Genomic DNA, 24,188 nt, shown 5'->3' with positions numbered 1-24,188 from the left:
TCTCGATGGAGCAATGATCTAGTCTTGGCAACCCCCAAGGAAGAGATCGCCATGCTCCGTTTCTTCGAACAGCTCAGTTCGCGCATCGCCGCGCCCTTCATCGGCGAGCGTTCGCGCAACAGCAAGGTGTGGAACTGCCGCTGCGGGCAATCGCTGTTTTTTCCCAACAGCCAATGCCTGGCCTGTTCGGCGGCCCTGGGTTATCAGCCACAGCAAGGCCGCCTGACCTCCATGCAACCCGCCGAACAGGCGGGCACCTGGCTACTCGACGCCGACCCCGACGCCGGTGCCTGGCGCCGCTGTGCCAACCTCGACTCGCCGGCCGCCTGCAACTGGCTGTTGCCGGCCAGCGATTCTCACAGCTTATGCATCGCGTGCCGACTCAATCGCACCATCCCCGACCTGTCGATTGACGACAACCACGAGCGCTGGCGCAAGGTCGAAGCAGCCAAGCGCCGGCTGGTCGCCCAGTTGCTCGGCCTGGGCCTGCCTATCGTGCCCCGGTCCGAAGACGCCGAGGCGGGCCTGGCGTTCGACTTCATCGGCGTCGACCTGGAAGGCAAGCCGCCCACCACCGGCCACGCCAATGGCCTGATTACCCTGGATATCAGCGAAGCTGACGACGCCCACCGCGAACAGGTGCGGGTGCACATGCATGAGCCGTATCGCACGCTGCTGGGGCATTTTCGGCACGAAGTCGGTCACTATTACTGGGATCGACTGATTGCAAACACCGAGTGGCAGGCGCCGTTTCGTGACCTGTTCGGTGACGAGCGGGCGAGCTACGCCGACGCGCTGGAACGCCATTACCAGCAAGGTGCGCCTTTGGATTGGCAGCAACACTTCGTCAGCGCTTACGCCACCATGCATCCGTGGGAAGACTGGGCGGAAACCTGGGCGCACTACCTGCACATGATGGACGCAGTGGACACGGCCCTCGGTTTCGGCATGAGCGCCCTGGAGATGGACCTTGACTACCAGCCGTTCCCGGCCAGCGTCCTGTTCGATTCACAGCACCCCGGCGGCGCGGCGTTCCTCTCGTTCGTCAACGCCTGGATCGAACTGGCGAGCATGCTCAACGAACTGTCGCGCAGCATGGGGCAGGCGGATTTCTACCCCTTCGTCCTGCCACCGGCGGCGATCACCAAGCTGCACTTCATCCACCTGGTGATCTCCTCTAGGAGCGAGCTTGCTCGCGATGGTCGTTAACGATAACGCTGGATGTCAGGATAGCCAGCGGTGCCTGGGCCTCCATCGCGAGCAAGCTCGCTCCTACAGGATTTCACCGTGAACATGCAGCAAGACCCCGCAGAAGCGGGCTCTCCCGCAACAGCCTTTGCATGTCCTTGAACCCACTCAAATTTTTTATCCCGGCCAACGGTTGTAACTTCGTCCCAGACAGGTACAATGGCGCGGCTCGCCGTCAGGCGGGCGTCGTTATGGTGACCCCATCGGTCCCCCCGCAACGATTACCCGTGAACCTGGTCAGAGCCGGAAGGCAGCAGCCACAGCGGGAACATTGTGTGCCGGGGTGTGGCTGGTGGGGTTGCCTCCATAACGCTACGCGGACCCTCTCTCGCGTTATCCCGCTTAAATCATCTTCCCTGCTCTGCCCTGAATGTGCTCAGGGGCGGATTTTTGTCGTTTGCGATTTGGCACACAAAAAAGGAGGCCGACCTGTCGATTCAGGTCGGCCTCCTTTTTTATGTCTGTCGCTCGAGCTTTGAAAGGGCCTGGTCGACCGCGGCGATCAGCTTGCCCAGATCCTTCGGCGCGGTTTTGTGGATGACGGAGAACAGGTAAGCGCGTTGTTCGTCTTCATCATCCAGATCGACAAAAAATGCCTTGAGCTGGACCCCCAGCACAGTGGCAAGCAGGAACAGCGCCTCCACGCTGGGCGTGTAGGTCCCGGTTTCGAAGCGGCTGATGGTTTTGGGGTCAAAACCGGTCCTTTCACCGAGCTCAGCCTGAGTAAGCCCTGCGACCTTGCGGTAACGACGAATGGCTGAACCCAAGCTTGAAATTTGCATCGCTCAATTCCCATTTAGAATCAAGAACTTAACGATAGATTTTCGCATTAGGCAACCGCTCGATTCATCACTTTGCTATGCAAATTGTGATGTAATTCGTAGAATAGCCACTCCCAAGGGGATATTGGGTGTCCGGTTCTCTGAAGTTCGCCTGGTGGCGCAGAGCCAGCACTGCGCTCCTCCCCACCAGTGAGTGGCGGGCTCAGCTTGGCTTTGCCGTGCAAAAAATTACCGAAATGGCCGTTGCTGCGTCCCTGTCGTTGAGACTAGTAGATCGGCGGCTACCAATGGGCCATCAATGGCTGTACATGGAGTGATCACGTGGCGCTGCGCAAGTGGATTCAACTCTTCTTCACCGGATATTGCGTGCTGGTCGAACGCGATCGCCGCTAGCGGCAGTGAGCCTGAATCATGGACGAGAAATACCGCAGGGCCGTGGATGCCGCCGCGATTTTTTCCGAGACGGACGTCACCGGTCGGATCACCTACGTCAACGATCAGTTCTGCGCCGTGTCCGGCTACAGTCGTGACGAACTGCTCGGACAGAACCATCGTTTGCTCAATTCCGGGCTGCACCCGACCGAATTCTTCCTCAACATGTGGCGCACCATCGCCTTGGGCAATGTGTGGAAGGGGGAAATCTGCAATCGCGCCAAGGACGGCAGTCTGTTCTGGGTAGAGAGCACCCTGGTGCCGGTGCTGGACGACATCACTGGGCGGATTCACCGTTTCCTCGCCATTCGTTTCGACATCAGTGAAAAACGCCAACTGTTGCATTCCCTGCAATGGCGCGTGGGGCATGACGTCCTGACCGGCCTGCCCAATCGTGCGTTTCTTTCCGACTTGCTCGAACAGGCGTTGGCCTTTTCCCGTCAGGAAAACATTCCCTTGGCGGTGTGTATGCTCGACCTCGATGGTTTCAAGGCCGTCAATGATGGCTACGGGCATGCCAGTGGCGATCTGTTGCTGGTGGAAGTGGCCAGGCGCTTGCGTGACATCGTTCGCGGTGAAGACGTGGTGGCGCGGCTGGCGGGTGACGAGTTCGTGCTGGTGTTGCGTTATGTGCGCGACCTGCCGGAGCTGCGCGCGGCGCTCAATCGGGTGCTGGGGGCATTGTCTGCCCCTTATTCGGTGCAGGGCAAGGCGCTCAATGTCTTCGCCAGTATCGGTGTGACGCTGTTTCCCCATGACGACGAAGACGCCGAAACCTTGCTGCGCCACGCCGATCAGGCCATGTACGTGGCCAAACAGAGCGGGCGCAACCGGTTCCATTTGTTCGATGTGGGGCGCGATCAGGAGGTCAAGGCGACGCACCAGACCGTCGAGCGGGTGCGACAGGCGCTGGCTGCTGGTGAATTGCGCCTTTATTACCAGCCCAAGGTGCATATGCGTCATGGCGTCATCGTCGGGTTCGAGGCGCTGCTGCGCTGGGAGCATCCGCAGAAGGGCACGATCCCGGCTCGGGAGTTCTTGCCGGTGGTGGCGCAAACTGACCTGATTATCGACATCGGCGAATGGGTGATCGATCAAGTGTTGCAACAATTGGGTCGTTGGCAGGCCGCCGGGCAGGGCTGGCCGATCAGCGTGAACATTACCGCCCGGCATTTCCAGCGTGCCGACTTTGTCGACCGCCTTGATCAGTTGCTCGCGCGGCATGCCCACGTCCCGCCGCAGAGGCTGGACCTGGAAATCGTCGAGTCGGTCGCCGTCGAGAACATCCAGCATGTCAGTGCTTGCCTGCAAGCCTGTCAGGCGCTTGGGGTTCAGTTCTCGTTAGGGGACTTCGGCACCGGGTATTCCTCGCTCAGTTACCTCAAGCGCTTGCGCACGCAGACGATCAAGATCGACCGCTCGTTCATTCGCGACATTCTGCATGATCACGACGATCTGGCCCTGACCAAGGCCGTGATAGGCCTGGCGCGGGCGTTTGGCCGGCAGGTGATTGCCGAAGGGGTGGAAAGCATCGAACATGGCCGGATGCTGTTGCAACTGGGGTGCGACATTGGCCAGGGATATTTCATCGCCCGTCCGATGCCGGAGGACGAGGTGCAGCGTTGGGCCGAACAGTATGTTGCGCCACGGCCATGGCGGCTGGACGAGGCCGTTCCGTGAAAAGGGCGGTTATCGATTGTCCGCATTACCCACATACAGCCGGATGATGTCGTCGATCTCCCCGGACATTTTCATCCGCAGCAGCGTGCGCAGGATGCGCTGCACGGGCACGTTCGGATCGTTGCGAACGAAGCAGCCAACACTTTGCTCCTGCAGCACCGCCACGCCTTGCAGTTGCCGATCTGAGGGCTGGCGCTGGTTGAACCAGTCCAGTGTCCACAGGTTGCTCACCGCATAACGATAGCGTCCGGCCAGCAGCTTCTCCAGCGCCTGATCCTGGCTGCGTGCGTCCTCGCGCAGCAAGTGGCCGTTGTCGAACAGGGGTTGCAAGGTCGGATAGCTGTAACCCAGCACCGTACCGATGGTCTGGCGCGGCAGGTCTGCCGGGACCACGGCGAGTGGCGGGCCCCGGCGGCTGACCAGCACGTCCGGTTGAGTCCACAGCGGGATGCTCCAGATATAGTCGCCGGATTGATTCGGCAGCCACGATTGCGCGGCATAACAGCGCACATCGACTTCACCATGTTCCATCGCGCCCTGCACGCGTGCCCGGGGCAACACGTGGAACTCGGCCGGCACGCCGACCTGAGTGGCCAGGCTGAGCATCGCGTCATACAGGATGCCTTGGGTCGGCTGGCCGCGCTCCAGTTGCACCATCGGCATGGCCCAACTGTCGGGCAGCACAAAGCGCAAGGGCGCCTCTGCGGCGCTGGCGTTCAGACCGATCAACAGCAGTGCCCCCAAGGCCAGCCGCATAGACGCTCCAGTACGGATCGAACCCGGGCCAATAAAAGCCCCAAGTGTGCATCTTAGCCAGATTAGACGAGCATGCCGGATGCAATTTTGCCCTTGCTCCGCTAGCATTAGCCGCTTCTGTTCCTTGGTTGCGACGGTTTTCGATGAGTTATCAGGTTCTTGCACGTAAATGGCGTCCGCGCTCGTTCCGCGAAATGGTCGGCCAGACCCATGTGCTCAAGGCTCTGATCAATGCCTTGGACAGCCAGCGGCTGCACCATGCCTACCTGTTTACCGGTACACGCGGGGTCGGCAAGACCACCATTGCGCGGATCATCGCCAAGTGCCTGAACTGTGAAACCGGCATCACCTCCAGCCCCTGTGGCGAGTGTTCGGTATGCCGTGAGATCGATGAAGGGCGCTTCGTCGACCTGATCGAGATCGACGCCGCGAGCCGGACCAAGGTCGAGGACACCCGCGAGCTGCTGGATAACGTGCAGTACGCGCCAAGCCGTGGGCGCTTCAAGGTCTACCTGATCGACGAAGTGCACATGCTGTCCAGTCACTCCTTCAACGCGCTGTTGAAAACCCTCGAAGAGCCGCCGCCCTACGTCAAGTTCATCCTGGCGACCACCGATCCACAGAAACTTCCTGCAACGATTTTGTCCCGTTGTTTGCAGTTCTCCCTGAAAAACATGACTCCGGAGCGGGTGGTCGAGCATTTGACCCATGTGCTGGGCGTCGAGAACGTTCCGTTCGAAGACGATGCGCTTTGGTTGCTGGGCCGTGCTGCAGATGGTTCGATGCGCGATGCCATGAGCCTGACCGACCAGGCGATTGCCTTCGGTGAAGGCAAGGTCATGGCCGCCGACGTGCGGGCAATGCTTGGCACCCTCGACCATGGTCAGGTGTATGACGTCTTGCATGCGCTGATCGAAGGTGATGCCAAGGCATTGCTCGAAGCGGTGCGCCACCTCGCCGAGCAAGGCCCCGACTGGAACGGCGTGCTGTCTGAAATTCTCAACGTGCTGCACCGGGTCGCCATCGCCCAGGCCTTGCCTGACGGCGTCGACAACGGCCACGGCGATCGCGACCGGGTGCTGGCACTGGCCCAGGCCTTGCCCGCCGAAGACGTGCAGTTCTATTACCAGATGGGCCTGATCGGCCGCCGCGATCTGCCGCTGGCGCCGGACCCGCGTGGTGGTTTCGAGATGGTCCTGCTGCGGATGCTCGCGTTCCGTCCGGCAGACACCGAGGGCGCACCGAGGCAGCCGCTAAAGCCAGTGGGGATCAGCCAGGCCACGGTTGATTCCGCCAACTCAGTGGCTGCCGCACCGGTGGTTGCGCCCGTAGTCGTTGCAGCGCCTGTACCGGCTGCCGTTCCTGAGCCCACGCCCGAGCCGGTCGCTCCTGTGGTTGCGCCTGAGCCGGTTGCCGAGCCTGAGCATGTCGCGGTGGAAGAAGTCGTCGACCTGCCTTGGAACGATCCGGTAGAGCCCGAACCCGAAGTCATCCAGCAGCCTGCCGTCGAGCCGGTGCTGGAAACCATCGCTGAACAGCCCGAGCTGCCGCCAGTCCTGGCGCAGACGCCGGACAGCGTCGTGCCGGACGCACCGGACGTCCCGGAGTGGGCCTCTGCGTCGATTCCCGAGCCTTCTGTGGCTGACGTCGATGCCGCCACACCAGGCATCGACCTGGACGACGATGAGCCGCCGCTGGACGAGGACTACATCGAGCCGGACATGGATTCGGCGTACAGCTATCTCGACGAACTGGCCAGCGAACATACCTCGGAGCCCGCGCCGGAGCCCGAGCCGGAACCTGCAGCGATGCCCGCCACCGGACTGGCGCTGGAATGGTTGGAGCTGTTCCCGAAATTGCCTATTTCCGGCATGACTGGCAGCATCGCCGCCAACTGCACATTAATCGCCGTCGATGGCGACACCTGGCTGTTGCACCTCGATCCAGCCCATAGCGCGCTGTTCAACGCGACCCAGCAACGTCGGCTCAACGATGCGTTGAACCAGTACCACGGACGCCCATTGACCCTGAACATCGAGCTCATCAAGCCCGAGCAGGAAACGCCCGCCCAGGCGGCATCCCGTCGTCGTGCCGACCGCCAGCGCGAGGCGGAGGAATCGATCCATGGCGATCCGTTCATCCAGCAGATGATGCAGCAGTTCGGCGCGGTGATCCGTAACGATACTATTGAACCTGTCGAGGCCCTGGTCAGTCAGGGCTAGTAACTGAAGGCGTTCGACCTGGTGGCCGGACGCTGCTTGATATCCACGTACTTTGAGGTGATTACCATGATGAAAGGTGGCATGGCCGGCCTGATGAAGCAGGCGCAGCAAATGCAGGAAAAAATGGCCAAGATGCAGGAAGAGCTGGCCAACGCCGAAGTCACCGGTAAGGCCGGTGGCGATATGGTCACCGTGGTGATGACCGGTCGTCATGACTTGAAGAGCGTGAGCATTGACCCGAGCCTGGTCGAAGGCATGAGTGAAGACGACAAGGAAATGCTGGAAGCGGTCATTGCTGCGGCCGTCAACGACGCCGTGCGCAAGATCGAAGCCAACAGCCAGGAAAAAATGGGCAGCATGACCGCTGGCATGCAACTGCCACCGGGTATGAAAATGCCTTTCTGATTCGCCTTGGCGGATGAGATGAGTTAAACAGGATGCCAGGCTGAGTGCCTGGCATTTTTGTTTGTGCCTGAACGATATGTGGTGATTGTGAGGGCGCCATCGCGGGCAAGCCCGCTCCTACAGAAGACTTGTGAACACCACCGATCCATTGTGGGAGCGGGCTTGCCCGCGATGGCGTCAACTCGGCCTTACGGTCGGAAACATCGAACCCCAAACCGCCACCAAGGTCTGCTCATCTACACCGGCCAATCTCAACGATCAAAGGAGACGCTCACATGTCCGAAGCATTGACCCTCAACCAACGTATCGTACTGGCGTCCCGTCCGGTGGGCGCACCGACGCCCGAGAACTTCCGTCTGGAAAGGGAGGCACTGCCGGAGCTGGCCGATGGTCAGGTGTTGCTCAAGACACTTTATCTGTCGCTGGACCCTTACATGCGCGGGCGCATGAGTGACGCACCGTCCTACGCGGCGCCGGTGGAGATCGGTGAGGTGATGACCGGCGGTGCTGTCAGTCGGGTCGAGCGTTCGTTGAACCCCAAGTTCCACGAAGGCGACCTGGTGGTCGGCGCTACCGGCTGGCAGAGCCACAGCATCAGTGACGGGCGCAACATCATTGCGGTGCCGTCCGGACTGCCGAGCCCGTCGATGGCCTTGGGCGTGCTGGGCATGCCGGGTATGACGGCCTACATGGGCTTGATGGATATCGGCCAGCCCCAAGAGGGTGAAACACTGGTGGTGGCTGCGGCGTCCGGCGCGGTCGGTTCCGTGGTGGGCCAGGTGGCGAAGATCAAGGGCTTGCGGGTCGTCGGCGTGGCGGGCGGTGCGGACAAATGCCGCTACGTGGTCGAAGAACTGGGGTTCGATGCCTGCATCGACCACAAAGGCGCGAATTTCGCCAGCGAACTGGCGTCGGCCTGTCCCAATGGCATCGACATCTATTACGAGAATGTCGGGGGCAAGGTCTTCGATGCGGTCGTGCCGTTGCTCAATCCCAAGGCACGTATTCCCTTGTGCGGCCTGATTGCGTCCTACAACGCCAGCGAGGCGCCGACCGGCCCGGATCGCCTGCCACAGTTGCAGCGCACGCTGCTGACCAAGCGCGTACGCATCCAGGGATTCATCGTGTTTGATGACTACGGTGACCGCCAGCCGGAATTCGTCAGCGCCATGGCCCCGTGGGTGCGCGATGGCAAGGTGAAATTCCGCGAGGACGTGGTCGATGGTCTCGAGAACGCGCCCGAGGCGTTCATTGGCCTGCTGGAGGGACGCAACTTCGGCAAACTGGTGGTGCGAGTCGCGCAGGACTGAGTATTTGACGCTAAAGAGAGGCGCGGGTATAAACCGCGTCTCGTTGTTTTTGTCGGACTTTTCCCCATGAGCTTCAGCCCTTTGATTCGCCAACTGATCGATGCCCTGCGAATTTTGCCTGGGGTCGGTCAGAAAACTGCCCAGCGCATGGCGTTGCAGCTGCTCGAGCGTGATCGCAGTGGTGGCGCGCGCCTGGCTTCGGCCATGAGCCAGGCCATGGAAGGGGTGGGCCACTGCCGCTTGTGCCGCACGTTGACCGAAGACGACCTGTGCCCGCAATGCGCCGATACCCGTCGCGATGACACCTTGCTATGCGTGGTGGAAGGCCCGATGGACGTCTACGCGGTGGAGCAGACCGGTTTTCGCGGCCGTTACTTCGTGCTCAAGGGCCACCTCTCGCCGCTCGACGGCCTTGGCCCGGAAGCCATCGGTATTCCCCAGTTGCTGGCGCGGATCGACGAGGCGGGGACATTCGCCGAAGTCATTCTGGCTACCAACCCGACGGTCGAAGGTGAAGCCACCGCGCATTACATCGCCCAGTTGCTGGCGAACAAAGGCCTGATCGCTTCGCGCATCGCCCATGGTGTGCCGTTGGGTGGCGAGCTGGAGCTGGTGGATGGCGGGACGCTGGCGCATTCGTTTGCGGGGCGCAAGCCGATTTCGCTGTGATTCCATGGCGCCTGATCTGGCGCTATCGCGGACAAGCCCGCTCCTACAGGGGACTTTTGGTGTGCGCAGATGCCCTGTAGGAGCGGGCTTGCCCGCGATGTCTGTCTGGCCCGCACATTCTGGTTGAAAACCAAGCAAGCGCTCGGTTAACTTCGGCGAACCCCTTCAGCGGAGTTCGCCGATGCCTGCTTTCCAGGAATACTTCGACCCCAACCACCAAATGATCCGTGACAGCGTCCGACGCTTCGTCGAACGCGAGATTCTCCCGGGCATCGATCAATGGGAGGAGGCCGAGGGCTTTCCCCGTGAGCTTTACCTCAAGGCCGGTGCGGCGGGGATTCTGGGCATCGGTTACCCGGAAAGGTTCGGTGGCAGTCATGAGGGCGATCTGTTCGCCAAAGTCGCCGCCAGCGAAGAGCTGATGCGCTGTGGCTCGGGCGGGCTGGTGGCAGGGCTGGGATCGCTGGACATCGGCCTGCCGCCTATCCTCAAGTGGGCCCGGGCCGATGTCCGTGACCGTGTCGTGCCGCAGGTGTTGTCCGGCGAAAAAATCAGCGCTCTGGCCGTCACCGAACCCGGTGGAGGCTCTGACGTCGCCAACCTGCAGACCCGTGCCGTACGGGACGGCGATTTCTACCGGGTCAATGGCAGCAAGACCTTTATCACCAGTGGCGTGCGCGCCGATTTCTACACGGTGGCGGTACGCACGGGCGAACCGGGTTTCGCCGGCATCAGCCTGTTGCTCATCGAGAAGGACACCCCTGGCTTCACTGTCGGTCGGTCACTGAAGAAAATGGGGTGGTGGGCCTCGGACACCGCCGAGCTTTTCTTCGACGATTGCAGGGTGCCTGTGGGGCATCTGATTGGCGGCGAGAACATGGGGTTTGCCTGCATCATGGGCAACTTCCAGAGCGAACGCCTGGCACTGGCGCTGATGGCCAACATGACCGCGCAACTGGCGCTGGAAGAAAGCTTGACGTGGGCGCGTCAGCGCGAAGCGTTCGGCAAGCCCATTGGCAAGTTCCAGGTGATCAAGCATCGCCTGGCGGAGATGGCGACGGCGCTGGAAGTCTCAAGGGAGTTCACGTATCGGCAGGCAGCAAAAATGGCGGCGGGGCAGAGCGTGATCAAGGAGATCTCCATGGCCAAGAACTTCGCCACCGACACGGCGGACCGGATCGTCAACGATGCCGTGCAGATCCTGGGTGGTCTGGGTTACATGCGCGAGAGCCTGGTGGAGCGGTTGTACCGTGATAACCGGATACTGTCGATTGGCGGGGGGACGCGGGAAGTGATGAACGAGATCATCAGCAAGCAGATGGGGCTTTGATCTGCGGTGTGGCGACCGACGCCATCCCTGTAGGAGCGAGCTTGCTCGCGATGGAGGTCAACGATAACGCGGGCTGTCTGAAAGCCCGCGGTGTGGCGACTAGCATGGCGAGCAAGCTCGCTCCTACAGGGATGGGGGCCGTTACAAGTGCCGCTTACTTATCGGTCAACGCAAACTGCGTCAGGCAATAAGTAGGAATGCCCATATCTTCCAGGCGCTGCGAGCCACCCAGCTCCGGCAAATCGATGATCGCCGCCGCTTCATGCACGCGCGCGCCCATGCGCCGAATCAGGTTGGCCGCTGCGATCAGCGTACCGCCTGTGGCGATCAGGTCATCGAACATCACCACCGAGTCGCCTTCGCACAGGCTGTCGGCGTGCACTTCAAGGAAGGCTTCGCCGTACTCGGTCGCATAACCTTCGGCCAGTACATCCGCCGGCAGTTTGCCCTGCTTGCGAAACAGTACCAGCGGCTTGTTCAGTTGATAGGCCAATACCGAACCAATCAGGAAACCCCGAGCGTCCATCGCACCAATGTGGGTGAAGTCGGCTTCGACGTAGCGGTGGGCGAAGCTGTCCATCACCAGGCGCAGGGCGGTGGGGGACTGGAAGAGCGGGGTGATGTCACGAAAGATGACGCCCGGTTTCGGGAAGTCGATCACCGGGCGGATCAGGGATTTGATGTCGAAGGAGTCGAAGACCATCGTCGAGGTGTCCTGGCAGGCTGCAAACGTCGCAGTATAACGGCGGCAGAACCGTTTGGCTCAGCCGCCTTCGTCGCATCAGCTCTCCAGCGAGCCGCCGGCCAGAGCGCAGAGCTGGATCGGGTCGAGGATCTGGATTTCCTTGCCCTCGGCAGCGATCAGTTCGTTCGCCTGGAAACGTGTGAACACCCGCGACACGGTTTCCACCGCCAGGCCCAGGTAGTTGCCGATTTCGTTGCGCGACATGCTCAAGCGGAACTGGTTGGCCGAAAAGCCGCGAGCCCGAAAACGCGCCGACAGGTTGACGAGGAAGGTGGCAATGCGTTCGTCGGCAGTCTTTTTCGACAGCAGCAGCATCATTTGTTGATCATCGCGAATTTCACGGCTCATCACACGCATCAACTGACGGCGCAGTTGGGGCAGTTGCAATGCCAGTTCGTCGAGGCGCTCAAAGGGAATTTCACAGACCGATGTGGTCTCCAGTGCCTGGGCCGAGACCGGATGTTTCTCGGTATCCATGCCCGACAGTCCAACCAGCTCGCTCGGCAGATGGAACCCGGTGAGCTGTTCTTCACCGCCATCGCTCAGGCTGAATGTCTTCAGCGCACCGGAGCGTACTGCATAAACGCAATCGAAGTTGTCGCCCTGGCGGAACAGGAATTCGCCTTTTTTCAACGGGCGGCCACGTTTAACGATTTCGTCCAGCGCATCCATGTCTTCCAGATTCAGAGAAAGTGGTAAACAGAGGGGGGCCAGGCTGCAATCCTTGCAATGAGCCTGGTTGTGAGCGCGCAGTTTTACTGGCTCGGACATTTCTTAAATCCTTGTGGGAAATCACACATAAGACGTAAGGGTAACTCAACGGCAGTCATTCAGGCCAGCGGTGTGCCGAATTGTCACATCATGATCAAGGGCGTCCGACGGAACTTTTCCAAAGAGGGGGCCAGCGGGGCCGTTTCAAATCACCCGGGAAAAACGCTGACGATTTTGCTGATCCAGGTAGGCGTCGAACACCATGCAGACCGAGCGTACCAGCAGGCGTCCTGCGGGCAGTACGATGATGCGATCCTCTTTCAGTTCAATCAAACCGTCTGCGGCCATGCCCTGCAATTGTGGCCACAGCGGAGCGAAGTAGCCGCGAAAGTCGATGTTGAAAGTCCGTTCGATGGCGGCGAATTCCAGCTCAAAACTGCAAATCAATTGTTGAATGATCGCGCGCCGCACGCGATCGTCGCTGGTGCACAGCAGGCCGCGGTTGGTGGCCAGTTGCGCCGAGGCCAGGGTGTTCTGGTATTGGTTCAGGTCGCTGCTGTTCTGGCAGTACAGGTCGCCGATCTGGCTGATGGCTGACACGCCCAGGCCAATCAGGTCGCAATGGCCATGGGTGGTATAACCCTGGAAATTGCGTTGCAGGGTCGACTCTTCCTGGGCAATCGCCAGCTCGTCGTCGGGCAGGGCGAAGTGGTCCATGCCGATGTAGCGGTAGCCGGCCCTGGTCAGTTGCTCGATGGTCTGTTGGAGCATTTCCAGTTTCTGTGCAGGCGTGGGCAACTCGTCGCTGTCGATGCGCCGTTGCGGCATGAAGCGTTCTGGCAAATGCGCATAGTTGAACACCGACAACCGATCGGGTTGCAGGCTGATGACTTCCTCGACGGTGCGGGCGAAGTGTTCCGGTGTTTGCTTGGGCAGGCCGTAGATCAGGTCGATGTTGATCGAGCGAAATTGCAGGGTTCGCGCCGCCTCGATCACTGCGCGGGTTTCATCCGGACTTTGCAGGCGATTGACCGCCCTTTGCACGGTAGGGTCGAGGTCCTGCACGCCGATACTGACCCGATTGAAGCCCAGTTCACGCAACAGGCCCATGGTCGACCAGTCGGCCTCGCGCGGGTCGATCTCGATGCCGTAGTCGCCGCTGTCGTCGTCCAGCAAGTTGAAGCTCTTGCGCAACTGGGCCATCAGTTGACGCAGTTCGTCGTGGCTGAGAAAAGTCGGCGTGCCGCCGCCGAAGTGCAGTTGCTCGACTTTCTGTGCCGGGTCGAGATGACAGGCGATCAACTGGATTTCCTGCTCCAGGCGTTGCAGATAGGGCTGGGCGCGTCCGCGATCCTTGGTAATGACCTTGTTGCACGCACAGTAGTAGCAAATGTTCGCGCAGAAGGGGATGTGCACGTACAGCGACAGGGGGCGCAGGGCCTTGCGGCTTTCGCGAAGGGCGTGGAACAGGTCGAAGGTGCCGACATGCCCGTCGAATTGTACGGCGGTCGGGTAGGAGGTGTAACGCGGACCCGCCAGGTCGTAACGGCGGATCAGGTCGGTATCCCAACGAATGTCGTCGAGCATCATGCGGGCATTCCCCGGATAGGCTGGCAGTGCGGCGAGTCTATGGGGTGCGGCGTTGGGGCATCTTGATTTGCGTCAACGCTCAAGATTTGGCGCGTCTACTCCAACCCTGTAGGAGCGAGCATGCTCGCGATGCGATGTATCAGGCGACGTGTGTATCGTCTGAAACGCCGCCATCGCGAGCAATCGAGCGTCGACCGGCTGCTCCTACAGGATTGGGGGGGTTAATGCCCCATCAACCAATGCTGATGCGGCCCCGGCAGGGTCCAGATTCCAAACAGGATCACCAGCAAGCCACCGGTCATGCGCACGCTGCGTTTGTGCAGCAGCGCCGTGACCCGTTCCGCCGCCAGCCCGGTGGCCAGCAATACCGGCCAGGTGCCCAGGCCGAACGCGAGCATCAGCAACGCGCTGTCCAGCGCATTGCCCTGGCTGGCCGACCACAGCAACGTGCTGTAAACCAGCCCGCACGGCAGCCAGCCCCATAGCGCGCCCAGCAGCAAGGCCCGTGGCAGGCTGGACACCGGCAGCAATGTGTTCGCCACCGGCTGGATATGCCGCCACAGGCCGCGCCCGAGGCTTTCGATACGGGTCAGGCCGCTCCACCAGCCGGCCAGGTACAAACCCATGGTGATCAGCAACAAACCCGCGAGGATGCGCATGAAGGTGGCCGCCGGGCTGTTCGCGACCGCCCAGCCGGCCAGGCCGATCAGCAGGCCGGCGGTGGCATAGCTGAGGATGCGCCCCAGGTTGTACGCCAAGAGCAGGCGAAAGCGTCGGCTGCGTTGGTCTTTCGGAATGGCCAGGGTCAGCGCGCCCATCAGTCCGCCGCACATGCCCAGGCAATGGCCACCACCCAACAGGCCGAGTATCACCGCCGAGACCAGCAGTGGCGCCAGTTCAAGCATGTGGCGGCGCCTTGTCGTTGTCCGGTTTGGCCGGTTGGCCCGTGGCCTCGTCGACCGCCGCCGTGTGATTGGGGTCCTGGTCGTCGAAGAGGATGCTGTGGGCCGGGCCGTCCAGGTCATCGTACTGACCACTGTCGACTGCCCAGAAGAAGATGTAGATCGCGATGCCGACGATCAGCAGCGCCGCCGGGATCATCACGTAGAGAGCTGGCATGGTAAGGCTCCAGACCCGCGCGGCTCAGGCCGGCAGCGGGCGATATAGCGGTGTGGCGCTGACGGCCGCCGATTTCGGCAGGCGAGTCAGGCGCAGGGCGTTCAGCACCACGACCAACGAACTGATGGACATGCCGACGGCGGCCCATACCGGCGTGATCCAGCCAAGGGCGGCGAACGGCAACATGAGGCCATTGTACAGTGCGGCCCACAGCAGGTTTTCGACGATGATCCGGCGCGTCCGCCGGGCCAGGCTGAAGGCCTGCACCAACGCGTCGAGGCGATTGGACAGCAACACGGCATCGGCACTGGTTTTCGCCAGGTCCGTGGCCGAACCCATGGCCACGCTGATGTCGGCAGCGGCCAGCACGGGAACATCGTTGACGCCGTCACCGAGCATCAGCACCTTGCGACCTTCCTTGTGCAATTGCTGCAGGACTTGCAACTTGTCGTCCGGGCGCAAGCCGGCGCGGGCTTCGTCCATGCCCAGTTCGGCGGCGACACTGGCGACCATCGGTGAGCTGTCACCGGACAGCAGCAGCGTGCGCCAGCCACGGGCCTTGCACGCAGCGATCAGCGCGGGCGCATCATCACGCAAACGGTCATCGAGAACGAACCACGCCAGCGGACCCTCGGTATCACCCAACAGTAGCCATTGCCCGGCTTCATCGGGCATCAACGGCGCGGCGGTGCCACTGAGTTCGCAGACAAAATCCGCCTGGCCGATGCGCAGACGCTGCGTGCCGACCCAGCCTTCCAGGCCCAGGCCCGGAGTGCTGTGAACGTCCTCGGCGGCCAGTGGCGCGCGGCCGAACGCTCGGGCAATCGGGTGTTCGGAGCGGTTCTCCAGGGCGGCGGCAAGGCTCAGGCAATCATCGCTGCCCAATGTGCCGAGCGGGTGTATCGAACGCAATGCCAGTCGCCCTTCGGTGAGCGTGCCGGTCTTGTCGAAAATCACCGTGTCGATCTGGTTCAGGCCTTCGAGTACATGGCCGCGGGTCAATAGCAGTCCGAGTTTGTGCAGGGTCCCGGTGGCAGCGGTGAGCGCAGTGGGTGTGGCGAGGGACAGGGCGCAGGGGCACGTCGCGACGACCATCGCCAGCACGATCCAGAAAGCGCGTGAAGAATCCAGCTCCCACCACACCACACCGATGACCGCCGAGGCGATCAGCGAGAGCAACAGGAACCACTGCGCGGCGCGGTCGGCAATCTCCGCCAGGCGGGGTTTTTCCGATTGGGCCCGATCCAGCAGGCGGACAATCGCCGACAGTCGGGTGTCGTGTCCCAGGGCGAGGACTTCCACGGTCAGCGCGCCTTCGACGTTGAGCGTGCCGGCGGTGACAGCGTCGCCCGGCAAGCGCGGTTGCGGCAGGTATTCACCGGTCAGCAGGGATTCGTCGATGCTCGATTGACCTTCGAGGATCTTGCCGTCGGCTGGCAGGACGGCGCCAGGATGGACCAGCACCTGATCGCCGACACGCAATTCGCTGAGCAGGATGCGCTCGCTCTGGCCGTCGGCCGCCAGTCGCAGGCAAGAGGCGGGCAGCAGGTTGACCAGTTGCGCGGTAGCGGCGGCGGTGCGTTGCCGGGCGCGACGTTCCAGATAGCGCCCGGCGAGCAGGAACAGGGCAAACATGCCGACGGTGTCGAAGTACAGCTCGCCGACTCCGGTGATCGAAGTCCAGATCCCCGCGAGGTAGGCGCAACCAATCGCCAGCGACACGGACACGTCCATGGTCAGGTGGCGGGTGCGCAAGTCGCGCATCGCGCCCTTGAAAAACGGCGCACAACTGTAGAACACGATGGGCGTGGTCAGGAACATCGCGACCCAGCGCAGGATGGTGTGAAGTTCGGGGCTCAGATCGATATTGAATTCCGGCCAGGTGGCCATGGTCGCCATCATTGCCTGGAACCATAGCAGCCCCGCCACACCGAGCTGGCGCAGTGCCAGGCGATTCTCGCTGGCCAGCTGCTCGCTGGCTCGGTCGGGCTGGTAAGGGTGGGCGGCGTAACCGATCTGGCGCAATTGGCTGAGCATCTGGCTCAGCGGCAGTTGTCCATCGGCCCAGCGCACGTGCAGGCGATGGTTCGACAGGTTCAGGCGCGCCTCGGCCACAGCGGGCAGGCCGCGCATGTGTTTCTCGATCAACCAGCCGCAGGCGGCGCAACTGATGCCTTCCATCAACAACGTGGTTTCGGCGAGTTCGCCATCGTGACGTACGAAAGGCTTTTGCACATCGGCGCGGTCGTACAGCGCCAGTTCATCGATCAATTGCACCGGCAACGCTTCGGGGTTCGCCGAGGCTTCACTGCGGTGTTGGTAATAGCTTTCCAGCCCACCCGCGACAATTGCCTCGGCCACGGCCTGGCAGCCCGGGCAACAAAATTCGCGGGTTTCTCCGAGGACGACGGCGGTGAAGCGGCTGCCGGTTGGGACGGGCAGGGCGCAGTGATAGCAGGCAAGGGGGCTGGTCATGGGGGATCTATATAGTTTTGAAGGTCCTCATCGCGAGCAGGCTCGCTCCTGTAGGAGCGGGCTTACCCGCAATGCGCGAAGCGCGGCTTTATTTTTTCAGGTCTTCGGCACCTTGAAGCGGCTCGTCACCCAGCAGCAGATCCTTGTCATGGTTGACCAGTTCTTCCTCGAACATACGCCAGGTCTTGTCGCCTTCCACGCCCAGCAGTTCGACAAACCGGCGGCCTTCGATTTTATCGCTCAGTTGGCCGATGTAGCGGCCCTGTTCGGTCTCGCTGCGGGCCAGGCTGATCTTGCGATCCTTCTCCGGCTGGGTCGGCGAGATCAGGTTCAGTTCCAGGATTTTTGGCTGGCTGTTACCGCTCAGGCGCAAGTCGACTTCGCCAGTCACGTCGTCCAGGTGCACACTGGCACGCATCTGCAGAGTCTGCGCCAGCAGTTCGCGGTCCAGGGAGCGGTTGATGCCTTTGCCCGCCTCGTAGTAGTTGTCGTTGACCAGGTTGTCCGGGTTGTTCACCGCGATGGTCACCATGGACAAGGTCAGCGTCACCGAGCAGGCGAGGATACCAATGATGATCCACGGCCAAAGGTGCTTGTACCAGGGGCTTGCGGCATTTGCTGCGGGCATGATCACTTCTCTCAACGAATTTGTGGGCCGATGAATCGGCTCTTGGCTTCAACGTGGATGGTCTCGTCATCGGCGTCCCTGAGGATGAATTTCACCTCGTTGGTGCTCGATGGCAGTTTTTCCGGGGCCATGGACAGTTCCACTGGCTGGCTGACGATGTCACCCGCGACCACCTTGATCTCGCGTCGACCTTGCAGCTTCAGGTCCGGCAGCCCGCTGGCCTCGAGTACGTAGGTGTGGTCGCGTTGATCCTTGTTCATGATCTTCAGGCTGTAGACGTTTTCGATTCGGCCCTCGGCGTTCTCACGGTACAGGACGCGGTCCTTGCTGACGTCGAAGCCCACCAGCGAACGGGTCGCGAAGGCGGTAGCGAGAAGGGCGATCATGGCCAGCAACACCACGGCATAACCGATCAGGCGCGGACGCAGCTTATGGGTTTTCTGCCCCGAGAGGTTGTGTTCGGTGGTGTAGCTGATCAGGCCGCGCGGGTAGTCCATTTTGTCCATGATCGCATCGCAGGCGTCGATGCAGGCGGCGCAACCCACGCACTCGACCTGCAGACCGTCGCGAATGTCGATACCGGTTGGGCAAACCTGTACGCACATGGTGCAGTCGATGCAATCCCCCAAACCCTGGGCCTTGTAGTCCACGCCTTTCTTGCGCGGCCCACGGCTTTCGCCACGGCGTGGATCGTAGGAAATGATCAGGGTGTCCTTGTCGAACATCACGCTCTGGAAACGTGCGTACGGGCACATGTAAATGCACACTTGTTCGCGCAGCCAGCCCGCGTTGCCGTAAGTGGCCAGGGTGAAGAAGCCGACCCAGAAATAGGACCAGCCATCGGCGTCGCCCGTAAAGAAGTCCAGCACCAGTTCGCGAATCGGCGAAAAGTAACCCACGAACGTCATGCCGGTGACGAAGCCGATGAGAATCCACAGGGCATGCTTGCTGAACTTGCGCAGGAACTTGTTGGCGCTCATCGGCGCCTTGTCCAACTTGATGCGTGCGTTGCGGTCACCTTCGGTCACCTTTTCGCACCACATGAAAATCCAGGTCCAGACGAATTGCGGGCAGGAATAGCCGCACCAGACCCGTCCTGCATAAACGGTGATGAAGAACAGGCCGAAGGCGCTGACGATCAGGATGCCGGACAACAGAATGAAGTCCTGGGGCCAGAAAGTGGCGCCGAAAATGAAGAATTTGCGTTCCGGCAGGTTCCACCAGACGGCCTGATGACCGCCCCAGTTCAGCCAGACCGTGCCGAAGTACAGCAGAAACAGGAAACCGCCACCGATGATCCGCAAGTTGCGAAACAGCCCGGTGAAGGCGCGGTTGTAGATTTTTTCACGAGAGGCATAGAGGTCGACGCTTTTGTCCCCCTTGGCAGGTGGAGTCACGTCGTGTACCGGAATTTGGTTGCTCATCGGTTGCATCCCACGGCAGTGGAGAAATGCCCCGGTCAGTACGTGCCGACCGCGGTCAAAAAGGGGTATTGCAGTGGCGCAATGATACCCCTGTAGCTCTATCACAAGGGTGCGACCATTGGTCACGTTGGTGGAAATGAACTGACAGTGTAATGACCTGTATCAATTGACTGGTGAAATTATGGACGTTTTTGCGGTTGCGGACGCTCAATCCATCCATGGGTTGATCAACTCAACGCCGCTGGACTTGAAGTCGTCGATATTGCGTGTGACCACGGTCAGGCCATGCACCAGTGCAGTGGCGGCGATGAGGGCGTCGCTTTCGTTCGCCTGATCCGGAACATGCAGGCGTGCGCAGCGCAATGCCACGGCCGCATCCACCGCGAGGATCCTGCCATCGAAGGCCGGCATGACGTGCCGTTTGAGCCAGGTCCGCAAGACACTCCCCTGGGCGGGGTCACGACGCTCCATGCGCAACACGCCGGTTTCCAGTTCCTTCAATGTGATGGCCGAGATAAACAGGCGTGGCGCGAGGATGCTTTTGGCCCAGGCGACGACGTTCGCATCGGCCTGGGGTTTGCGCAGTTCCGAGATCACATTGGTGTCGAGTAGGTACATCAGGTCAGGTCCACGGGGCGGTGAGTGATCACGGCACGCTCGGTTTCGAATTCGATATCCGCCGCTTCGGGCATCACCAGCAGTTCGACGATATTGGCGTTCATGCCGGTGAGTTTTTCGTAGTCCTCAATGCTTAGCAGTACATGAGCCGGCCTGCCACGATCGGTGATGATTACCGGACCCTGACGGGTGGCTTTTTTGGCACTACTTGTGTCCTGGTTGAATTCACGGCTGGAGAGGGTAGTGATGGCCATGGAGGTATCCCCTTGCAAACAGATTTGTAGAAACGTTACTACATGGTCTGCCGGGTAACAATTCAAGTGGCCGCCATTCGTCGTTTCGACCCGCGCCGTGGAGGAGGTTTTAAGCAAAAAAAAGCCCCGTCGAATGACGGGGCCGTTTTTTGTAGCAGGCGTTTGCCTTACTGAGCGTCTGGCGCCGGGGCCTTCTCACCGTGAGAAAGGCTGTAGACGTAAGCGGCCAGCAGGTGAACCTTGTCGTTGCCCTGCATTTGTTCCTGCGCAGGCATCTGGCCCTGGCGGCCGTAACGGATGGTCTGCTGCAGTTGAGCGAAGCTCGAACCGTAGATGAACGCGCCCGGGTGAGTCAGGTCAGGTGCGCCCATGGCAGGCGTGCCTTTGCCTTGTGGGCCGTGGCACGCCACGCAGTTGGCTGCGAACAGTTTCTGGCCCGCCTCCGGATCAGCCTTCGCGCCTTCAGGCAGCTTGCGGCCATCGAGGTTGGTCAGCACGAATGCAGCGACATCCGCAACGCCTTGCTCGCCGATCACTTCAGCCCAGGCCGGCATCACGGCGTGACGACCGCCCATGATGGTGGTCTTGATGGTTTCCGGTTCGCCGCCCCAGCGCCAGTCGGCGTCGGTCAGGTTCGGGAAGCCATAGGCACCCTTGGCGTCGGAACCATGGCAAACCGAGCAGTTGGAGGCGAACAGGCGGCCACCCATCTTCAGGGCTTGTGGATCCTTGGCCACTTCTTCGATCGGCATGGAAGCGAATTTGGCGAAGATCGGCCCAAACTTGGCGTCCGATTTGGCCATTTCCTTTTCCCACTCGTGAACGCCGGTCCAGCCGGTCTGGCCGTTGGCGAACGCGGTCTGCTTTTCGTTATCCAGGTAGTTGTATCCTGGCAGCAGGCCCTTCCAGTTGCCCAGGCCCGGGTACAGCACCAGGTAACCCAGGGCGAAAACGATGGTGCCCACGAACAGCATGAACCACCATTTCGGCAGTGGGTTGTCGTACTCCTCGATCCCGTCGAAAGAGTGGCCGACCGTCTCTTCGGTCTGCTCGGCGCGCTGGCCCTTGCGGGTCGACAGCAGCAGCCAGGTCAGGGAAAAGATCGTACCGAGACTGAGGACTGTGACGTACAGACTCCAGAATGTAGTCATTCTTTGTTACTCCTAGAAGCTTGCTCGACGTGCTTGATGGCTTCGGGATCATCCGCGAAAGGCAGCAAGGTCGCGTCTTCAAACTCCGACTTGCGCTTGGGGCTGAACACCCACAAGGCCAGACCCACGAAAGCCACCATCACAACGACGGTGCCCAGGCCACGAATCATCCCGATATCCATCCAGATCACCGTTTGCTTTTGATGATGGTGCCCAGGCCTTGCAGATAGGCCACCAGCGCGTCCATTTCGGTTTTGCCCTTCACAGCATCCTGAGCGCCGGCGATGTCTTCGTCGGTGTAAGGGACGCCGAGCGTACGCAAGACTTCCATTTTCTTGGCGGTGTCTTTGCCGTCGAGCTTGTTTTCCACGAGGAACGGGTAGGCCGGCATTTTCGACTCGGGCACGACGTTGCGCGGGTTGTACAAGTGCGCACGTTGCCAGTCATCGGAATAACGACCACCGACGCGGGCCAGGTCCGGACCGGTACGCTTGGAACCCCACAGGAACGGGTGGTCCCAGACGCTTTCACCGGCGACCGAGTAGTGGCCATAACGTTCGGTTTCAGCACGGAACGGGCGGATCATCTGCGAGTGGCAGCCGACACAACCGTTGGCGATGTAAATGTCGCGGCCTTCCAGTTCAAGAGCGGTGCGCGGCTTCATGCCTTCGACCGGCTTGTTGGTGACGTCCTGGAAAAACAGCGGAACGATCTGGGTCAGGCCGCCAACACTGACGGCGATAACCATGAAGAAGGCCAGCAGGCCAATATTCTTCTCGACTGCTTCATGCTTCATCAGTGAGCTCCAACTACAGCAATCTGTTCGGCGGCTTTGGCTTCAACCGGGTTCGAGGCGCGTACGGTACGGTAGACGTTGTAGGCCATGAACAGCATGCCGGAGGCGAAGAACGCACCGCCCAGGGCTCGTACGATGAAACCAGGATGGCTGGCTTGCAGCGCTTCGACGAACGAGTAGGTGAGGGTGCCGTCATCGTTGATTGCACGCCACATCAGGCCCTGGGTGATGCCGTTGACCCACATCGAAGCGATGTACAGAACGGTACCGATGGTCGCGAGCCAGAAGTGAGCATTGATCAGGCCAACGCTGTGCATCTGGGCACGGCCGAACAGTTTCGGAATCATGTGGTAGATCGCGCCGATCGAGATCATCGCTACCCAGCCCAGAGCGCCGGCGTGTACGTGGCCGATGGTCCAGTCGGTGTAGTGCGACAGCGAGTTGACGGTCTTGATCGCCATCATCGGGCCTTCGAAGGTCGACATGCCGTAGAACGCCAGCGATACCACGAGGAAGCGCAGGATCGGGTCGGTGCGCAGCTTATGCCAGGCGCCCGAGAGGGTCATCATGCCGTTGATCATGCCGCCCCAGCTTGGCGCCAGCAGGATGATCGACATCGCCATGCCCAGCGACTGTGCCCAGTCCGGCAGCGCGGTGTAGTGCAGGTGGTGAGGACCGGCCCAGATGTACAGGGTGATCAGTGCCCAGAAGTGCACGATCGACAGGCGATAGGAGTAGATCGGACGTTCGGCCTGTTTCGGCACGAAGTAGTACATCATCCCCAGGAAGCCGGTGGTCAGGAAGAAACCCACGGCGTTGTGGCCGTACCACCACTGGATCATCGCGTCAGTCGCGCCTGAGTAGGCCGAGTAGGACTTGAAGAAACTGACCGGCAGGGAGGCGTGGTTGACGATGTGCAGCATGGCCGTCACGACGATGAACGCGCCGTAGAACCAGTTACCGACATAGATGTGCTTGGTGTTGCGCTTGGTGATGGTGCCGAAGAACACCAGACCGTAGGTCACCCAGACGATGGCCAGCAGAATAGCCAGTGGCCATTCCAGTTCCGCGTATTCCTTGGTAGTGGTGTAACCCAGTGGCAAGGTAATGATCGCGCCGACGATCACCGCTTGCCATCCCCAGAAGGTAAAGGCTGCGAGGCTGTCGGAAATCAGTCGCGTTTGGCAGGTTCGCTGCACGACGTAGTAAGAAGTGGCAAACAGTGCACATCCACCGAAGGCGAAAATCACCAGGTTGGTGTGCAGCGGGCGCAGGCGTCCAAAAGTCGTCCACGGCAGACCGAAGTTCAATTCCGGCCATACGAGCTGTGAGGCGATGAAGACACCGAGCCCCATGCCAAGGATCCCCCAGACCACCGTCATGATGGCGAACTGGCGGACTACCTTATAGTTATAAGCAGTCGGACTGATTGCTGTGCTCATTCTAAGGTTCCACGGTTTGGGTGTTTTATTAGGAGTAAAAATCGGTCGCAAGTATGGAGAAAGCGGGGGGTCATTGCAACGCGCCATGACCTGGGTCAATGCTTTCAACCGCTGATTCTGCGGCCTTTCCATGCGCCGCGTAGGGTCAAAAATACCCGACGAGAAAACGTCGTTGCGAATGGGAACGATGCGGGGGTCAGGTCGTATGTAACGAGCTGTGTTTAAACGCGACCATCAGGTGATCGATGACAAGGGTCGCAATAGCCGGTATCTACCAGCCTTTGCGGCCTGTCATCGCAAGATTCGTCGCACACATCGGGTTGGGTCGACCTCGAGCCGGCACTTGCCATCGCGTGTCGGAGCAAGCTTAGACCCGAATCGGGGGAACTGAAAGGAGGACT

The 24,188-nt window shown here is 60.8% G+C and carries 23 protein-coding genes and 1 other RNA gene; 8 read left to right on the top strand and 16 right to left on the bottom strand.

Going from position 1 to position 24,188, the window contains the following annotated elements; translation table 11 throughout:
• Positions 1-51: 51 nt before the first annotated feature.
• Positions 52-1,209 carry a zinc-binding metallopeptidase family protein gene (locus AB4O36_RS17335; protein ID WP_460139842.1) on the top strand — a complete coding sequence of 386 codons (1,158 nt, stop codon included), beginning with the start codon at positions 52-54 and terminating at the stop codon, positions 1,207-1,209.
• 240 nt (positions 1,210-1,449) lie between these two features.
• An RNA gene (gene ffs / locus AB4O36_RS17330) (signal recognition particle sRNA small type) lies at positions 1,450-1,546 on the top strand.
• 157 nt (positions 1,547-1,703) lie between these two features.
• Here the strand turns inward: ffs and AB4O36_RS17325 are convergent.
• Positions 1,704-2,030, bottom strand: a complete 327-nt coding sequence (locus tag AB4O36_RS17325; RefSeq protein ID WP_460116919.1) for a helix-turn-helix domain-containing protein — start codon at positions 2,028-2,030, stop codon at positions 1,704-1,706.
• A 411-nt stretch (positions 2,031-2,441) separates the two neighbouring features.
• On the opposite strand from AB4O36_RS17325, the gene AB4O36_RS17320 reads away from it, so the two are divergent.
• Entirely contained in the window at positions 2,442-4,142 is a 1,701-nt protein-coding gene (locus AB4O36_RS17320; RefSeq protein ID WP_460139841.1) for a putative bifunctional diguanylate cyclase/phosphodiesterase, read from the top strand.
• Positions 4,143-4,151: 9 nt separating this feature from the next.
• Here the strand turns inward: AB4O36_RS17320 and AB4O36_RS17315 are convergent, their stop codons facing one another.
• Positions 4,152-4,898 carry a substrate-binding periplasmic protein gene (locus tag AB4O36_RS17315; RefSeq protein WP_460116917.1) on the bottom strand — a complete coding sequence of 249 codons (747 nt, stop codon included), beginning with the start codon at positions 4,896-4,898 and terminating at the stop codon, positions 4,152-4,154.
• 143 nt (positions 4,899-5,041) lie between these two features.
• Between AB4O36_RS17315 and dnaX the strand changes: the two genes are divergently transcribed.
• The 5 genes from dnaX to AB4O36_RS17290 all read left to right on the top strand — a co-directional run bounded on the left by dnaX (position 5,042) and on the right by AB4O36_RS17290 (position 10,834).
• Positions 5,042-7,120, top strand: a complete 2,079-nt coding sequence (dnaX, locus tag AB4O36_RS17310; protein ID WP_460139840.1) for a DNA polymerase III subunit gamma/tau — start codon at positions 5,042-5,044, stop codon at positions 7,118-7,120.
• A gap of 66 nt (positions 7,121-7,186) precedes the next feature.
• Positions 7,187-7,525, top strand: coding sequence for a YbaB/EbfC family nucleoid-associated protein (locus tag AB4O36_RS17305; protein WP_460116915.1), 339 nt, complete (start codon positions 7,187-7,189; stop codon positions 7,523-7,525).
• A 275-nt stretch (positions 7,526-7,800) separates the two neighbouring features.
• Positions 7,801-8,835, top strand: a complete 1,035-nt coding sequence (locus AB4O36_RS17300; RefSeq protein ID WP_460139839.1) for an NADP-dependent oxidoreductase — start codon at positions 7,801-7,803, stop codon at positions 8,833-8,835.
• 66 nt (positions 8,836-8,901) lie between these two features.
• On the top strand, positions 8,902-9,504 hold the full coding sequence (recR, locus tag AB4O36_RS17295) for a recombination mediator RecR (RefSeq protein ID WP_460116913.1): 603 nt from the start codon (positions 8,902-8,904) through the stop codon (positions 9,502-9,504).
• A 181-nt stretch (positions 9,505-9,685) separates the two neighbouring features.
• Positions 9,686-10,834: an acyl-CoA dehydrogenase family protein gene (locus AB4O36_RS17290; protein WP_460139838.1), complete on the top strand. Its 1,149-nt coding sequence runs from the start codon at positions 9,686-9,688 to the stop codon at positions 10,832-10,834.
• A gap of 154 nt (positions 10,835-10,988) precedes the next feature.
• Here AB4O36_RS17290 and AB4O36_RS17285 read toward each other — a convergent pair whose 3' ends face one another.
• The 14 genes from AB4O36_RS17285 to ccoN form a co-directional block, all read right to left on the bottom strand.
• Positions 10,989-11,537, bottom strand: a complete 549-nt coding sequence (locus tag AB4O36_RS17285) for an adenine phosphoribosyltransferase (RefSeq protein ID WP_368553529.1) — start codon at positions 11,535-11,537, stop codon at positions 10,989-10,991.
• Positions 11,538-11,615: 78 nt separating this feature from the next.
• Positions 11,616-12,350, bottom strand: a complete 735-nt coding sequence (fnr, locus tag AB4O36_RS17280; protein WP_460116912.1) for a fumarate/nitrate reduction transcriptional regulator Fnr — start codon at positions 12,348-12,350, stop codon at positions 11,616-11,618.
• A gap of 144 nt (positions 12,351-12,494) precedes the next feature.
• Positions 12,495-13,877 carry an oxygen-independent coproporphyrinogen III oxidase gene (hemN, locus tag AB4O36_RS17275; RefSeq protein WP_460126771.1) on the bottom strand — a complete coding sequence of 461 codons (1,383 nt, stop codon included), beginning with the start codon at positions 13,875-13,877 and terminating at the stop codon, positions 12,495-12,497.
• A gap of 224 nt (positions 13,878-14,101) precedes the next feature.
• Positions 14,102-14,785: a sulfite exporter TauE/SafE family protein gene (locus AB4O36_RS17270; RefSeq protein ID WP_460139837.1), complete on the bottom strand. Its 684-nt coding sequence runs from the start codon at positions 14,783-14,785 to the stop codon at positions 14,102-14,104.
• Positions 14,778-14,999 carry a cbb3-type cytochrome oxidase assembly protein CcoS gene (gene ccoS, locus AB4O36_RS17265; RefSeq protein WP_460116910.1) on the bottom strand — a complete coding sequence of 74 codons (222 nt, stop codon included), beginning with the start codon at positions 14,997-14,999 and terminating at the stop codon, positions 14,778-14,780. The genes AB4O36_RS17270 and ccoS overlap by 8 nt, the downstream gene beginning before the upstream one ends.
• 24 nt (positions 15,000-15,023) lie before the next feature.
• The gene (locus tag AB4O36_RS17260; protein WP_460139836.1) at positions 15,024-17,474 is read right to left on the bottom strand and encodes a heavy metal translocating P-type ATPase; all 2,451 of its coding nucleotides are present in this window, start codon (positions 17,472-17,474) and stop codon (positions 15,024-15,026) included.
• A gap of 88 nt (positions 17,475-17,562) precedes the next feature.
• Positions 17,563-18,102, bottom strand: coding sequence for a FixH family protein (locus AB4O36_RS17255; protein WP_460139835.1), 540 nt, complete (start codon positions 18,100-18,102; stop codon positions 17,563-17,565).
• A gap of 11 nt (positions 18,103-18,113) precedes the next feature.
• A complete protein-coding gene (ccoG, locus tag AB4O36_RS17250) occupies positions 18,114-19,526 on the bottom strand; it encodes a cytochrome c oxidase accessory protein CcoG (protein ID WP_460139834.1) in 1,413 nt (470 codons plus the stop codon).
• Positions 19,527-19,733: 207 nt separating this feature from the next.
• Positions 19,734-20,144: a PIN domain-containing protein gene (locus tag AB4O36_RS17245; protein ID WP_460139833.1), complete on the bottom strand. Its 411-nt coding sequence runs from the start codon at positions 20,142-20,144 to the stop codon at positions 19,734-19,736.
• Complete coding sequence (locus AB4O36_RS17240) at positions 20,144-20,398, bottom strand: type II toxin-antitoxin system Phd/YefM family antitoxin (protein WP_460116905.1); 255 nt, start codon at positions 20,396-20,398, stop codon at positions 20,144-20,146. Before AB4O36_RS17240 ends, AB4O36_RS17245 begins: the two co-directional genes overlap by 1 nt.
• A 167-nt stretch (positions 20,399-20,565) precedes the next feature.
• Entirely contained in the window at positions 20,566-21,549 is a 984-nt protein-coding gene (gene ccoP, locus AB4O36_RS17235) for a cytochrome-c oxidase, cbb3-type subunit III (protein WP_460139832.1), read from the bottom strand.
• On the bottom strand, positions 21,546-21,731 hold the full coding sequence (locus tag AB4O36_RS17230; protein ID WP_032831505.1) for a CcoQ/FixQ family Cbb3-type cytochrome c oxidase assembly chaperone: 186 nt from the start codon (positions 21,729-21,731) through the stop codon (positions 21,546-21,548). The genes ccoP and AB4O36_RS17230 overlap by 4 nt, the downstream gene beginning before the upstream one ends.
• Positions 21,732-21,736: 5 nt before the next feature.
• A complete protein-coding gene (gene ccoO / locus AB4O36_RS17225) occupies positions 21,737-22,345 on the bottom strand; it encodes a cytochrome-c oxidase, cbb3-type subunit II (RefSeq protein WP_460116903.1) in 609 nt (202 codons plus the stop codon).
• Complete coding sequence (gene ccoN, locus AB4O36_RS17220; RefSeq protein ID WP_460116902.1) at positions 22,345-23,787, bottom strand: cytochrome-c oxidase, cbb3-type subunit I; 1,443 nt, start codon at positions 23,785-23,787, stop codon at positions 22,345-22,347. The genes ccoO and ccoN overlap by 1 nt, the downstream gene beginning before the upstream one ends.
• Positions 23,788-24,188: the final 401 nt, after the last annotated feature.

The organism is Pseudomonas sp. S2_E01 (genome assembly GCF_054668365.1).
The sequence above is the reverse complement of the archived record's forward strand: the minus strand, read 5'-3'. Positions and strand labels throughout refer to the sequence as shown.

Coding starts and splice junctions, on each gene's coding strand:
- ccoP (WP_460139832.1), bottom strand. CDS start 21,549: ATGACTACATTCTGGAGTCTGTACGTCACAGTCCTCAGTCTCGGTACG.
- AB4O36_RS17260 (WP_460139836.1), bottom strand. CDS start 17,474: ATGACCAGCCCCCTTGCCTGCTATCACTGCGCCCTGCCCGTCCCAACC.
- ccoS (WP_460116910.1), bottom strand. CDS start 14,999: ATGCCAGCTCTCTACGTGATGATCCCGGCGGCGCTGCTGATCGTCGGC.
- AB4O36_RS17315 (WP_460116917.1), bottom strand. CDS start 4,898: ATGCGGCTGGCCTTGGGGGCACTGCTGTTGATCGGTCTGAACGCCAGC.
- ccoG (WP_460139834.1), bottom strand. CDS start 19,526: ATGAGCAACCAAATTCCGGTACACGACGTGACTCCACCTGCCAAGGGG.
- AB4O36_RS17255 (WP_460139835.1), bottom strand. CDS start 18,102: ATGCCCGCAGCAAATGCCGCAAGCCCCTGGTACAAGCACCTTTGGCCG.
- ccoO (WP_460116903.1), bottom strand. CDS start 22,345: ATGAAGCATGAAGCAGTCGAGAAGAATATTGGCCTGCTGGCCTTCTTC.
- AB4O36_RS17290 (WP_460139838.1), top strand. CDS start 9,686: ATGCCTGCTTTCCAGGAATACTTCGACCCCAACCACCAAATGATCCGT.
- AB4O36_RS17285 (WP_368553529.1), bottom strand. CDS start 11,537: ATGGTCTTCGACTCCTTCGACATCAAATCCCTGATCCGCCCGGTGATC.
- recR (WP_460116913.1), top strand. CDS start 8,902: ATGAGCTTCAGCCCTTTGATTCGCCAACTGATCGATGCCCTGCGAATT.
- AB4O36_RS17335 (WP_460139842.1), top strand. CDS start 52: ATGCTCCGTTTCTTCGAACAGCTCAGTTCGCGCATCGCCGCGCCCTTC.
- AB4O36_RS17245 (WP_460139833.1), bottom strand. CDS start 20,144: ATGTACCTACTCGACACCAATGTGATCTCGGAACTGCGCAAACCCCAG.
- AB4O36_RS17230 (WP_032831505.1), bottom strand. CDS start 21,731: ATGGATATCGGGATGATTCGTGGCCTGGGCACCGTCGTTGTGATGGTG.
- dnaX (WP_460139840.1), top strand. CDS start 5,042: ATGAGTTATCAGGTTCTTGCACGTAAATGGCGTCCGCGCTCGTTCCGC.
- AB4O36_RS17270 (WP_460139837.1), bottom strand. CDS start 14,785: ATGCTTGAACTGGCGCCACTGCTGGTCTCGGCGGTGATACTCGGCCTG.
- AB4O36_RS17300 (WP_460139839.1), top strand. CDS start 7,801: ATGTCCGAAGCATTGACCCTCAACCAACGTATCGTACTGGCGTCCCGT.
- AB4O36_RS17240 (WP_460116905.1), bottom strand. CDS start 20,398: ATGGCCATCACTACCCTCTCCAGCCGTGAATTCAACCAGGACACAAGT.
- AB4O36_RS17325 (WP_460116919.1), bottom strand. CDS start 2,030: ATGCAAATTTCAAGCTTGGGTTCAGCCATTCGTCGTTACCGCAAGGTC.
- hemN (WP_460126771.1), bottom strand. CDS start 13,877: ATGCTCGACGACATTCGTTGGGATACCGACCTGATCCGCCGTTACGAC.
- ccoN (WP_460116902.1), bottom strand. CDS start 23,787: ATGAGCACAGCAATCAGTCCGACTGCTTATAACTATAAGGTAGTCCGC.
- fnr (WP_460116912.1), bottom strand. CDS start 12,350: ATGTCCGAGCCAGTAAAACTGCGCGCTCACAACCAGGCTCATTGCAAG.
- AB4O36_RS17320 (WP_460139841.1), top strand. CDS start 2,442: ATGGACGAGAAATACCGCAGGGCCGTGGATGCCGCCGCGATTTTTTCC.
- AB4O36_RS17305 (WP_460116915.1), top strand. CDS start 7,187: ATGATGAAAGGTGGCATGGCCGGCCTGATGAAGCAGGCGCAGCAAATG.